Origin of the sequence: Evansella sp. AB-P1 (assembly GCF_029688925.1) — a bacterium.
GTDB lineage: Bacteria > Bacillota > Bacilli > Bacillales > Salisediminibacteriaceae > Evansella.
The window spans coordinates 17201-29200 of sequence record NZ_JARUKY010000021.1 but is presented as its reverse complement, the minus strand read 5'-3'; the positions used below and the strand labels follow the sequence as shown (position 1 = coordinate 29200).

Sequence of the window (12000 nt, the reverse complement as noted above, 5' to 3'; positions counted from 1 at the left end):
CACCCTTCACTACTGAACTATTTGTATTTTCAGGATAACCCCCAAAAAAATTATGCCACATCCTATTCGAATGTGACACATTACATTATTATATGATCTAAGCTATTAAGAAGAGACTTCTTCATGTAAGTGTAAAAGGTTTCTTTCTAATACTTTTAATATTTCTTTGGTTTCTTTTAACCCCTCAATTCTTACCATTACATCTAAATCGTAGATGACAATAAGAGTTGGAAAAACATTAATATTATAATAATTGGTAAGCTGTTGTTCATAAGCAGGAATGATATTTATACTGTGATTATATTCTGGGTGTATCCTATTAAATTCTAGTAATGCATCGTAATAGCTACTTTCTTCTTGGATATGATTTTCGTCAGAAAACAAGAAAGTGGTTGGTTCGTTTTCATTTGTATATAATGAAGGATCATACGAACTATTAGTATCTGTAATTTGACAGCTAATCAATAGGAAGAATGAAGAAAACAAAAAAATGACTATCTTTTTCTTCAATCCCATCCCCCCTTAGATTAATACATGTATGAAGCATAATTAAGAAAAGCGCAAGGCGCCCCAATTACGCCTAAGTCCTGTAGGCAAAGGTTAAATCATCGACATCCTGTCTCCTAGACAACTTTCGAAGTAAAAATTTTATACTTTCTTTTAAAATAGTAGCATTTTTTCTATGTATAAAACCCTTCGTAACATAACTGTTATATAAATGAAAGCTTGTGATACATAAAATTTATATTTGCTATAATAAAGGTTTCTTTTTTTATAGTTGCCGTCCCTCACGTTATTTTCATCCTAACTACAGTCTATATGACAAAAAACTAAAAAAACTACTCCTGTTAAGAAGTAGTTTAATCATATTTTTTAACTTTTCTGGGGGGAATCTTTTCAGCTCTTAATGCTTTAACTAAACTGGCAATCATAAAGATCATTATAATGGTGAATGGAAAAGCTGCAATAATGGAAGCTGTCTGTAAAGCATCAAGTCCACCAGACCAAAGTAGAACTGCTGCTGTTAATGATTGAATAATTCCCCAAATAAACTTTACTCCATTAGGTGGATTCATACTACCATTCGTTGTTTGCATTCCTAATACGAATGTAGCTGAGTCTGCTGATGTGATAAAAAAGGAAGCAATTAATAAGATTGCAAGACCGGACGTGATTAATCCAAATGGATACTCTTGAAGCACAGTAAATAAAGCGATTTCCATTCCTGATTCTTCAATGACTCCCATTATATCAATATTATCGAAAAGTTCGAGATGAATAGCAGTTCCACCAAAGACTGAGAACCAGAGAGCCCCAAAAATCGTAGGAACTGCAATAACACCAACAATAAATTCTCGAATTGTACGTCCACGGGATACTCTTGCTATAAATGTACCGACGAAGGGAGCCCAAGCTATCCACCAAGCCCAATAAAAAATTGTCCAATCCTCTACCCAGTCGGATTCCGGATTAAAGGTATCTAATTGAAAGCTCATTCTAACTAAATTCTGTATATACCCCCCTATTGTTTGTGTAAAAGAATTCATAATAAAGTTAGTAGGACCAGAAAAAAGTAAGAATAGCATTAAGAAAATAGCTAAATATATATTAGTTTTACTTAATATACGGATCCCTTTATTCAATCCAGTTTGTGAAGACGCCATATAAAGTATAGTAATAACGATTATTACAAGCATCTGTAGAAAAGTTGAATTTTCAATTAGAAACAAATTTGAAATTCCACCACTGATTTGTGCAGTACCGAAGCCCAGGGATGTTGCAACACCAAAAATAGTAGCAAATACAACTATTACATTGATTGTTGTACCAAGGGGACCATTTATTCTATCTCCTAGTAGTGGTTGAAAGGCAGCACTTAACACACCTGGAGAATCCTTTCTAAATTTAAAGTAAGCTAACGCTAGTGCTACTACAGAGTAAATAGCCCAAGGGTGTAACCCCCAGTGAAAAAATGAGTATCGAAGAGCAATTGCCGCTGCTCTTTCTTGTGTCTCAATATTTTCTGCAGTAGGAGGATAATAAAAATGATAAAGTGGTTCTGCCACTCCCCAAAAGACAAGACCTATACCCATGCCTGCTGTAAAAAGAAAGGAAAACCACGTTAAGTAATTATATTCAGGTTCTTCTCCTTCTTTTCCAAGCTTTATTCTCCCCATTGGACTTACAATTAGAAATAAAGCAAAGGACAAAAAGCCTGTAGCTGCTAGAAGATAAAACCATCCTAGTTGATCGGTGATGTGTCCTTGGATTAAAGATGTTACCGCATCTAAATTATTTGGAGCTATGACTCCCCATAATATAAATGCACCTGCAATAATAACAGAAATAATAAAAACATTAGTTAATTTTTTCATAGCAACAATTTTCCTCCACAAAAATATTTTTGAATGTATGTAGCAAAGCAAAAATATAGTATAGTAAATAATAGCCTGCAATATTTAAAGTGCTACTATAAAAATGCATGAAACTAAACTAATTATGTGTAACTTCGGAAAAACTATTCTAGTTGCTAAAATTAGATAAGTAACATTGAATAGGGAATTTGTATTTTTATAAGGTGTGTTGAAAATGTTATAAAAAGAAAGAAGGGGTTTAGGGATGAAAAAAGGACTAATATTTTTAAGTGTAATTTTATTTATTATGTTTTTAATAGGATGCAGTAATAACAATGCACAAAACAACAACGAACAAAATAACGAACAAATAAACAATAATGAAAACAATAATGATAGTAATGAATCAAATGAAAATACCGATATGAATGAAGGAAATGAAGAAGATGAGGCTGTAGATGGAGATATTAATGAGGATAATGGGAAGGAAGAAGATGAGGACGAAGTTGTGGAAGTACAGGATCCATTATATGAACTAACAGAGGTTTGGACAGTTAGACCAATTGAACCAGAAACTACGAATAGTAATGTCGTGCTTTTAACAATTGATGATTCCTTCGATACTAGTTCAAAAAAACAATACTATGCTCTTGAAATGGCTGAAATTTTACAGAACTTAGATGCAAGTGCTATTTTCTTTGTAAATGGAGCAGGATTACAAGGTAGTGAATCTCATATTGAAGAAAATAGAGAAATGTTAAGAAAATTATATGAAATGGGCTTTGAAATTGGTAATCATACAATGACTCATCCCAATCTACGAGAAATTTCCGAAGAGGAGCAACGTCAACAAATTGTAGAGCTAAATGATTTGATCGAAGAAATTATAGGGGAACGACCTCGTTTTTTCCGTGCGCCATTTGGTGCAAATACAGATTATTCTAGACAAGTAGTAGAAGAGGAAGGGATGCAGTGGATGAATTGGTCATACGGATTTGACTATTTTCCACAATATGTCGGTGATGCTGAAGCATTAACAGAAATAATGCTTGATCCAACTAGTGAAGGTGTTTCCTTAACAAATGGTGCCAATTTATTAATGCATGATCGAGATTTTACTACAGAGGCATTGCACGATATTGTCGTGGGATTACAAGAAAAAGGGTTTGAAATTGTTAATCCTTCTTTAATTAAATAGATTTTCGAGAGGGCTGTTATTTCATGAAAGGAACTATTTTAATTCTATTGACCTGTATTTTTTTAATGGGCTGTACTTTATTATCCAATGAACAGGCAGAGCCCAATAATATGAACGAATATAATGAAAGATCTGCAAAGAATCATATTGAAAAAAATAAAAAAGAACACCAAGAAAGAGAATTAGAAGAAATTATACATGATATTACGCTAACAACTACTGAGATAAATAATCATACTGTTGTTAGCGTAGAAGCATTAATGGAAGAAGTGGAAGGGACATATGAGTTTGATGAAATCAATCGTACGTTAAAAATGAACGTATTGGGTAGAGAGTTTTATCTCGTTTATGAGGTGCCAGTATTAGAGGTAGATGGGGAATATCTATCTGAGGAAGTATATCTTGAAATTGATCAAGAGACACTCACTCCATATGTGACCATTTCATTTCTAGAGGTTGGTTTTGAAACGGAAATGAATGTTGACAATGAAACAGAAACATTAGCATTTTTATGGGAAGATGAAGTGATTCAAGCTTGGAGCTCAAGAGGAGAAGAATCATTTGATCTACACTCTATGTCTGTAGAAGAAATGATTAATTATTTATCTTTTTTAGAAAGACCTATTGAAAATGCTCAAGTTAGTACAGTAATTAGCCACTTACCAGGTGCCCCGCGACCTTATCGTAACGGAACACATGAAGGTATTGATTGGTATGAATATGGGACAGGTGCTGTTATTACTACAGACACACCAATTAGAGCAATGGGCGAAGGTGTGGTAGTTAGAGTGGATCACGATTTTGAGGAATACGAATCTGCACAAATAAGAAATGAAGACCTTAGACTTTCAGCTGAAATTGGTTTTACTCCTGAGTATATATTAGATAGATTGCGTGGAAAGCAGGTCTGGGTACAGTATCAAAACGGTGTAATGAATCGGTTTGCTCATCTTCATCGTATTCCAGATGAATTAACATTAGGACAAACGGTAGATGCTAATACTGTTATTGGATATGTGGGGAATACTGGAACAAGTTATTCTGTAGACAATCAATCAGGATTAGGTTTACATTTACATCAAGATCTACTGATTTATGGAGAATTATTTTGGGAACCTTATTCACCTGAGGAAGTACAGCGAATATTGCGAAGTATTTGGAATTAAACACCAAAAGAGAGGGAGGAATATACCATCTCTCTTTTTTTGTGTGAAAAATGGAAATAATTATAATTAATTGTAAATAAATGGTTGTGATAAGTGGAAAATTCAAACATATGCAGGATTTTTGTCTAATTATAGCTAAAATTTTACGCATGTATTAATTTGATCTGTTGACATAAGTCGACAAAATAAGTGAATTTATTATGCTAAACTTAGTAAACCTCACATATCAAGTTATTATTTCTAGGTGGTGAACCCATGAAAAAGTCAAAGTCTCAATTTTTAGATGAATTAAGAATGGAAGTAGGTCTTGCATATGATTATTCATCTAATAAAGAAGAGTTTCTTGAAAAAGTTTTAAGAACGATCTATCATGCGGGAGTTAACCATTGTATTTTAGCTGTGTACTCTCCTATGACAAATGGAGGTTTTAAGCGTGAGTTTGTACTAGGAGAAACAATGGCAAGAAAAGGGAAAAGGTTTGGTTTTGGTTTTATTTCACTATGTTCTTTTAGAGGCACTGTATTAATGAAAAAAAACGGAAACCAAATAATATTAGCTCCAATTTATGAAGAAGAGAAATTAGCTTACGTTATTTCATTGAATATTTCTGCAAGCGCCTACTTAATTACCCAACAAGACATAGATTTTATAAATGAATTAGTAAAATTTATTGAAATGAAGAGAATGGCTTTTATTGAAGAAGAAGAAGAGGCATAGTTTTTTATGTTTTTGTTACAAATATAAAGCAAAGAAAGCCCCTTAATTAATTGATGGGGATAAATTTCAACTATTCTTTGACCCTACCAAATCGATTCGTAGGAGGTTCGTGGAATCATATTTTATTTACCTAGGAAGATAAGAATTTATAAGTTTTTTCTAACGATGTCTAGGAGTCAGGACGTGGTCTGTACTTAGGCGTAATTGGGGCGCCTTGCGCTTTTCTATTGACAACTATTCTTTCATCATACCATCTAAAATTCTACTTATTAATATGAATTTAGTTTAAAATAATCAAAAGCAAATGTTAATTCCTACACAATAAAAACATTAAATTTGCAAATTGTTTTAAATTAAATTATAATTAAGAATATTCAGATATTTAAGGAGGGATTTTTAGTGGAGATGTATGAGAGGCTTTATGACGAGACGGAACGTGTGAACGTGAGATTTATTGGTATGACTACTGAAAATGCACGTTATGATTTTGGCCTAGTATATACGAATATGTTTTTTGGAAAGCCACTCATAACTTGTATGCAAACTGGTCGCTCCTTTTTAATGTGTGCTGAAGAGGCTGAAGATGTTGATTTCCTAAAAAGAAGCTTAAAGTTAAATGACGTGGAAGAAGCACAAGCCTTGTCCGAATTCTTTAAAGTATCTTTACCTCATATGAGTCGAGAAGCACAGTACAATGAATAATATTATACATTAAAAATTAGGACACATTATTTTTCGTGATAATGTGTCCTTTTATGTGGAATCAGAATGTAACATTTCGTGGAACAACCTATATTCTAATTATTAGCTTCATTTATATTATTTCTTTCATGACATAAAATCGTTATACAGTAATTTATAATAGTATAACTTTATTGTCTCATTTAATCCAAATTATAATAAATGGGCTTTTTTTGATGAATAATGTTATACAATATATATTGACACACCAAAAGTGACATACTAAAATAGAATTAAGCTAAAGCGCTTACAAAATTTTAAAGGGGTGCATCGTACATGGAAAGTATTGTATGCCAATCTTGTGAACAGGTTATTGATTATTATGAAGGGGAAAAAGTATCTGTTCTGTATGGGAAATGCTGTAGTGAGTGTAGTGGTGGACATTCAGAAGAATAATAATGTTACAAATACAATAGATTAATTTCATTTAAACGGAGCCCTATTATAAGGCTCCGTTTCTTTTTATTTGGCTATTCTATACAGTCTGATAATTTTATTCTGGAGTCGCCGTCTTACATTACTGAACCAATACTAAATTTCAGGGTAGACTGCCGATGCAAGTGAAAAATTTCAGGGTAGACTGCCGATGCAAGTGAAGGCTTGCACCATGTGGAATGAAAATCTCTTTCTAAGGTATATTCTCTTCCCGTATTTGTGATCTTCCGCCGTTCGCGGGAAGAATATCGGCTTCATTCATCCCGCATTTTCGTTTTCCATCGTTTGCGGGAAAAATGACGGCTTCATTCATCCCGCATTTTCGTATTTCCATCGTTTGCGGGAACAATGACGGCTTCATTCATCCCGCATTTTTGTTTTTCCATCGTTTGCGGGAACAAAAGCGGCTTTATTCATCCTGCATTTTTGTTTTTCCATCGTTTGCGGGAACAATGACGGCTTCATTCATCCCGCATTTTCGTATTTCCATCGTTTGCGGGAACAAAAGCGGCTTTATTCATCCTGCATTTTCGTATTTTCCATCGTTTGCGGGAACAATGACGGCTTCATTCATCCCGCATTTTTGTTTTTCCACCGTTTGCGGGAAGAATATCGGCTTCATTCATCCCGCATTTTCGTATTTTCAGGGTAGACGAAAGAAAGCGTCGGACAATGTTCCCGCAACAGGAAAAAAAGATTTGCAGGCACATAGAAGGAAGCCAATGAACCTGCAAAAGGGATAAAGGAGATTTATCCGTTTCTTCCGGATACTTTCACCACAGGCATAAGTGCGACATCTGTTCATGCTTCACAGTGTCTGGGGCACGGCCTCAACTTCCACACTAGACAATTTTGTATACAGCTAAAGCACATGGTCCTGTCTCTGCCTCTGCAAGTGTTGCTCTGTTGTTATATGCGTCGAGACAACTCGAAGTTTATTCGTGAAGCATATGCTCGTCACTGGAGTCGCTACCTTCCACTCCTGAACCGTTTCTATTTTTAGGGTAGCCTATTTAAATAATAGCTTTTCTTTCTTGAATTACGCGAATTGTTTTTAATGTTTGATCTTCTGGTCCTTGAACAGGCAAACCTACTTCAATATTTTTAGCAATATATCGAAGATTGTCTTCATCGATTATTTCACCAGGAATTAATATTGGAATTCCTGGTGGATAGACCATGACGAATTCTGCACTTATTTTGCCTGCTGAATCCTTCAATGGAACAACTTCTGTATTTGCGTAGAAGGCATCTCTTGGAGATAGAGATAATGTAGGGATATTTGGTACATGAACACTTACTTTCTCATTCTGATGCTCCTTAATATACGTTTGCTGTTTGAATGATAGCTCTCTTAGTGCTTCTATTAGTAATTCAGTTTTTTCTTCCGTATCTCCTATTGTAATAATACATAGAATATTGTATAGGTCAGATAATTCTACTTCAATCTTATAATTTTCACGAAGCCAAATTTCAACTTCATAACCTGTAATCCCTAAATTTTTAATGGAAATCGTTAATTTGGTTGGGTCCATATCGTATATGGCGTGTTCATTTAGTAATTCCTTTCCTGGGCAATATATACCTGGGATTTGATTTAGCTTTTCTCTCGTTGCTTCTGCTAATTTAATGGTTTTCGTTAATTGATCCTTTCCATGTATCACTAAGTTTCGTCTTGCTGTATCTAATGATGCTAGTAATAAGTAGGATGTAGATGTTGTGGTTAACATACTTATAATACTTTGAATTCTATTAGGTGAAACAAGATCCCCTTGAACATTAAGCACAGAGCTCTGTGTGAGTGATCCTCCTAACTTGTGAACACTAGTGGCTGCCATATCCGCCCCCGCCTCCATTGCAGATAAAGGAAGGTCTTCATGAAATTGAATATGAACACCATGAGCCTCATCAACGAGTACAGGTATATTTTTAGAGTGTGCTAAATTAACAATTTCTTTTAAATTAGCAGATACACCAAAATATGTTGGGTTTATAACTAGAAGTCCTTTTGCATCAGGGTGAGCTGTAATAGCTTTTTTTACTGCTTCCGTTGTGATACCGTGAGAAATCCCTAGCCTATCATCAATTTCAGGATGAATAAAAATAGGGGTTGCACCAGAAAATACGATTGCAGACATAATGGATTTATGTACGTTACGTGGCACTATAATTTTTTCTCCTGGCCCACATACACTCATAATCATAGTCATAATTGCCCCACTTGTACCTTGAACAGAAAAGAAAGTATAATCTGCTCCAAATGCTTCAGCAGCTAATTGTTGAGCTTCTTGGATGATTCCACTAGGGTGATGTAAGTCATCAAGAGGAGCTATATTTATTAAATCTAAAGATAATACATTATCTCCTATAAAATCTCTAAACCGAGGATCCATTCCCTTTCCGCTTTTATGACCTGGAATATGGAATTGGACCGGGCTTTGGTTTATATGGGCTAATAGTCCGTCAAATAATGGAGTGGTTTGTTGTTTTTTATTAATCAATGAATTCACCTCGGGATTATATAATTCTTATTAGTTTCATGTGAAGTATATATTTGTTATCCTTCTAATAAAACATAGAGAGTATACCAAAATACACAGTGCTTGGAAAGTAAAGATTTTAAGAGGTGACATAATGAAGGAAAAGAATATTCAAATTCCTATTTCAATGGATTGGTCAAAAGAAGAAATTATTGATGTAGTAAATTTTTATGAAGCAGTAGATTTAGCTTATAAAAAAGGGGTTGAGAGGGCACTTTTCTTAGCTTTATACCGTCGATTTAAGGAGATAGTTCCAGGTAAAGCTGATGAAAGAAATGATTTTAAAAAATATGAAGAGCAAACAGGTCAATCACCGTATCATACAGTAAAAAAAGCTAAGGAAGATAAGAATTCGCCTATATTAAAAATGTAAAAGCTCGCTGAAAGCGAGCTTTTTCTCGTTAGAAAAATATCTTAAATATCGGAATTCATGGATGTCTTATATAGAGGTACTAAATCTTCAAACGTTTGTTTAATAAAGGATACGAATTTTTCCCCATCATGTAACAATGGGTCAGTATGATTTATATGTCGTCCAATTAGAAATTCTGCTTTCTTCACATCATGAAAACGAAGAAGCGCCTTTTCAAGATCAATAGTACCTAATGTTTCGGCATCTTTTTTCATATGATCCAATGATACTACGTATTGAGAAGGAATATTTTTACGTATTGAATGTATATCATCTAAAAACCTTTGAGCAATTTCTTGTTTATTTGGGAGTTCGTAAATATAGGCTAACCAAATAAACACGTGGTCATCAAATAGTCCAATTTGAAAATGAGGATGCTTTTTATAGCCCCTTTTATTATGACAAATGGCCATCCACGTATCGTTAGGGGGATTGACACTACGTCGAGCATGTTTTGCTATATGTAGATACATCTCATTATCCACTATAGAAGATAGAAATGGGCATAATTCATCACCAAGTTCTTTAAATTTTGGTTGTATTCTTTGTTGAATTGCTTCCATTCTTTCGTCTAATCCATCAATTTTAAATGTGGTAAAATCAATTTTATTAAATCCTTTGAATGTCATAAAAGCCTCCTTCTAATGGAATGTTCCATTCTATCTCTGTTTATTCAGTCTACAAAAAAAATAATATTTTTTAGTTTATCATATTATTTCAGATTGTTAAATTCTGATGCAATTCATGGTATAGAAATGTTTAAACACAATTATGTTGTGGAAAATGAGAAAGAACAGAAAATAATAGTTCCAACTTGAAGTTTTCCCTCATATGCTATAGTAATTCTATAGAATTAAGACAGGCGCATATGCTTATAGTTTGAAATATCTGAAAATTTGGTTTATTATTGTTCTAACTCATTTTAATTGAAAAAATGAAAAGGGGTGTTAGTCATGGAAAAGGTTATTCAAACGTTAAAGAGAAAAGACGGAGAAAAAAGAATTCCCGTTTTAAAGTTGGAGCTTGACTATGAACTCCTCACACTATTTGATGCACTTCAAAAAGATGATAATGAGCAAATCGTAAAAAGTAAGAAGAAGTTGGCAGAATTAAGGAACGAGTGGATTCTTTTAGAAGCTTAATAAAATGGTAAAGTGAACCTATAACGGTTCACTTTTTTTGCATTATAAATGTACCTATTTATTATGATTCAATAAAATATCTTCATTTTCAGTTGCTGTACCTTGCCCATATTCTAAAATATTACTTGATTTTAACTTCCAAAGCCATTTTCTGCTAATAGATTCAAAATCATCGTAATTAGTGTTCCTCATTGTTGAAACCTCCAAATTGGCATGTTTCATATTATTCATTAATTAATTATTAGTTACGGAATAAGTGTAATTAATGAAAACATAATCTTTTGTCAGATTATTTGCGATTAGAAGAAGCAAGGAGTATCATTGTAATAAAAATGTTACCTAATAAGAGGAGTTGATATATTCATGTCTGATATAAATTGGAAATTAGTACATGATACTGCTATTGAGTGGACAAGTGAAGCGGGACAATACATACGTTCTAAAATGAAAGAATCTTTTTCCGTTTCAACGAAAGCACATCAAGATGATTTGGTGACAGACGTAGATAAAGCAGTGGAGGATTTCTTTAAGAATAAAATTGTAGAAACTTTTCCTAATCATCGATTGATGGGGGAAGAGGGGTCATATGAATCAGTTAAAGATTTAGAAGGTATAGTTTGGATATTAGATCCAATTGACGGTACAGTTAATTTCGTCCACCAAGAGTCTTTTTTTGCAATTTCAATTGGAATATTTCATGAAGGAATAGGAATGGTTGGGATTGTTTATGATGTCATGAGAGATGAGTTATTTACATCAATAAAAGGTAATGGTGCTTATATAAATGGAAATCAGATTAAGCCACTGACGAAAACGTCTTTGAATGAGTCAATACTAAGCTTTAATCATGGGTGGGTATTAAAAGATCGTCGACTAGAAGAATTAGTAAAAGAGGCAAGAGCTATTCGTTGTTATGGCTCTGCAGCTTTAGAAATAGCTTACGTAGCAGCGGGAAGGTTAGATGCTTATATTAGCTTTAATTTAGCACCTTGGGATTTTGCTGGAGGATCAGTTATTCTTAAAGAAGTGGGTGGTTTAGCCACAAATTATGAAGGAAAAGAGCTTACCTTTTTAGATAAAGATACATTTATTGCTGCTAATCCATCTATACATCATGATATTTTTGAACGATTCTTAAAATAAGAACAAAAAAGGAAAGGATAACTATATGAATAGTTTGTCCTTCCCTTTTTAAAAAGAATGTATAAGTTTTTTTCTAATTATGTCTAGCTCCAGGCGCCATCTGCTCCTCGGTAAACTCGTTCGCCAAGGTGTATGGAAGTGAATTCAGGAAG

At 33.7% G+C, this 12000-nt stretch carries 14 protein-coding genes; 8 read left to right on the top strand and 6 right to left on the bottom strand.

Translation table 11 applies throughout. The features are described from left to right. Nucleotides 1-105 precede the first annotated feature (105 nt). Nucleotides 106-510, bottom strand: coding sequence for a hypothetical protein (locus QA612_RS18655; protein ID WP_278285337.1), 405 nt, complete (start codon nucleotides 508-510; stop codon nucleotides 106-108). A gap of 350 nt (nucleotides 511-860) precedes the next feature. After that, a complete protein-coding gene (locus QA612_RS18650) occupies nucleotides 861-2375 on the bottom strand; it encodes a glycine betaine uptake BCCT transporter (protein ID WP_278285336.1) in 1515 nt (504 codons plus the stop codon). Between the two features lie 244 nt (nucleotides 2376-2619). Here QA612_RS18650 and QA612_RS18645 point away from each other — a divergent pair, with 244 nt between their 5' ends. The 5 genes from QA612_RS18645 (at nucleotide 2620) to QA612_RS18625 (ending at nucleotide 6572) form a co-directional block, all read left to right on the top strand. Then, a complete protein-coding gene (locus QA612_RS18645) occupies nucleotides 2620-3552 on the top strand; it encodes a polysaccharide deacetylase family protein (protein WP_278285335.1) in 933 nt (310 codons plus the stop codon). Between the two features lie 23 nt (nucleotides 3553-3575). Further along, entirely contained in the window at nucleotides 3576-4718 is a 1143-nt protein-coding gene (locus QA612_RS18640; RefSeq protein ID WP_278285334.1) for a peptidoglycan DD-metalloendopeptidase family protein, read from the top strand. A 255-nt stretch (nucleotides 4719-4973) separates the two neighbouring features. Next, on the top strand, nucleotides 4974-5435 hold the full coding sequence (locus tag QA612_RS18635; protein WP_278285333.1) for a hypothetical protein: 462 nt from the start codon (nucleotides 4974-4976) through the stop codon (nucleotides 5433-5435). A gap of 405 nt (nucleotides 5436-5840) precedes the next feature. Continuing rightward, the gene (locus tag QA612_RS18630; protein WP_278285383.1) at nucleotides 5841-6137 is read left to right on the top strand and encodes a DUF3055 domain-containing protein; all 297 of its coding nucleotides are present in this window, start codon (nucleotides 5841-5843) and stop codon (nucleotides 6135-6137) included. Nucleotides 6138-6452: 315 nt separating this feature from the next. Beyond that, a complete protein-coding gene (locus tag QA612_RS18625) occupies nucleotides 6453-6572 on the top strand; it encodes a GapA-binding peptide SR1P (protein WP_278285332.1) in 120 nt (39 codons plus the stop codon). A gap of 232 nt (nucleotides 6573-6804) precedes the next feature. Here QA612_RS18625 and QA612_RS18620 read toward each other — a convergent pair whose 3' ends face one another. Together QA612_RS18620 and QA612_RS18615 are read right to left on the bottom strand one after the other, a co-directional pair. Continuing rightward, nucleotides 6805-6972: a hypothetical protein gene (locus QA612_RS18620; protein ID WP_278285331.1), complete on the bottom strand. Its 168-nt coding sequence runs from the start codon at nucleotides 6970-6972 to the stop codon at nucleotides 6805-6807. 652 nt (nucleotides 6973-7624) lie between these two features. Beyond that, nucleotides 7625-9109: an aminotransferase class I/II-fold pyridoxal phosphate-dependent enzyme gene (locus QA612_RS18615; RefSeq protein WP_278285382.1), complete on the bottom strand. Its 1485-nt coding sequence runs from the start codon at nucleotides 9107-9109 to the stop codon at nucleotides 7625-7627. Nucleotides 9110-9245: 136 nt separating this feature from the next. Between QA612_RS18615 and QA612_RS18610 the strand changes: the two genes are divergently transcribed. Next, nucleotides 9246-9524 (top strand): UPF0223 family protein, encoded by a 279-nt coding sequence (locus QA612_RS18610; protein WP_278285330.1) that lies wholly within the window; start codon nucleotides 9246-9248, stop codon nucleotides 9522-9524. A gap of 41 nt (nucleotides 9525-9565) precedes the next feature. Here the strand turns inward: QA612_RS18610 and QA612_RS18605 are convergent, their stop codons facing one another. After that, a complete protein-coding gene (locus QA612_RS18605; RefSeq protein ID WP_278285329.1) occupies nucleotides 9566-10192 on the bottom strand; it encodes a YktB family protein in 627 nt (208 codons plus the stop codon). Nucleotides 10193-10516: 324 nt separating this feature from the next. On the opposite strand from QA612_RS18605, the gene QA612_RS18600 reads away from it, so the two are divergent. Then, on the top strand, nucleotides 10517-10705 hold the full coding sequence (locus QA612_RS18600) for a hypothetical protein (RefSeq protein WP_278285328.1): 189 nt from the start codon (nucleotides 10517-10519) through the stop codon (nucleotides 10703-10705). 54 nt (nucleotides 10706-10759) lie between these two features. Here QA612_RS18600 and QA612_RS18595 read toward each other — a convergent pair whose 3' ends face one another. Then, nucleotides 10760-10897: a hypothetical protein gene (locus QA612_RS18595; protein ID WP_278285327.1), complete on the bottom strand. Its 138-nt coding sequence runs from the start codon at nucleotides 10895-10897 to the stop codon at nucleotides 10760-10762. 171 nt (nucleotides 10898-11068) lie between these two features. Between QA612_RS18595 and QA612_RS18590 the strand changes: the two genes are divergently transcribed. Next, a complete protein-coding gene (locus QA612_RS18590; RefSeq protein WP_278285326.1) occupies nucleotides 11069-11848 on the top strand; it encodes an inositol monophosphatase family protein in 780 nt (259 codons plus the stop codon). Nucleotides 11849-12000: the final 152 nt, after the last annotated feature.

Bases quoted from the DNA above. Each gene is read 5' to 3' on its own strand.
- QA612_RS18600 (WP_278285328.1), top strand. From the start codon at position 10,517: ATGGAAAAGGTTATTCAAACGTTAAAGAGAAAAGACGGAGAAAAAAGA.
- QA612_RS18605 (WP_278285329.1), bottom strand. From the start codon at position 10,192: ATGACATTCAAAGGATTTAATAAAATTGATTTTACCACATTTAAAATT.
- QA612_RS18635 (WP_278285333.1), top strand. From the start codon at position 4,974: ATGAAAAAGTCAAAGTCTCAATTTTTAGATGAATTAAGAATGGAAGTA.
- QA612_RS18650 (WP_278285336.1), bottom strand. From the start codon at position 2,375: ATGAAAAAATTAACTAATGTTTTTATTATTTCTGTTATTATTGCAGGT.
- QA612_RS18590 (WP_278285326.1), top strand. From the start codon at position 11,069: ATGTCTGATATAAATTGGAAATTAGTACATGATACTGCTATTGAGTGG.
- QA612_RS18620 (WP_278285331.1), bottom strand. From the start codon at position 6,972: ATGAAGCCGTCATTGTTCCCGCAAACGATGGAAATACGAAAATGCGGG.
- QA612_RS18630 (WP_278285383.1), top strand. From the start codon at position 5,841: ATGTATGAGAGGCTTTATGACGAGACGGAACGTGTGAACGTGAGATTT.
- QA612_RS18595 (WP_278285327.1), bottom strand. From the start codon at position 10,897: ATGAGGAACACTAATTACGATGATTTTGAATCTATTAGCAGAAAATGG.
- QA612_RS18610 (WP_278285330.1), top strand. From the start codon at position 9,246: ATGAAGGAAAAGAATATTCAAATTCCTATTTCAATGGATTGGTCAAAA.
- QA612_RS18645 (WP_278285335.1), top strand. From the start codon at position 2,620: ATGAAAAAAGGACTAATATTTTTAAGTGTAATTTTATTTATTATGTTT.
- QA612_RS18640 (WP_278285334.1), top strand. From the start codon at position 3,576: ATGAAAGGAACTATTTTAATTCTATTGACCTGTATTTTTTTAATGGGC.
- QA612_RS18625 (WP_278285332.1), top strand. From the start codon at position 6,453: ATGGAAAGTATTGTATGCCAATCTTGTGAACAGGTTATTGATTATTAT.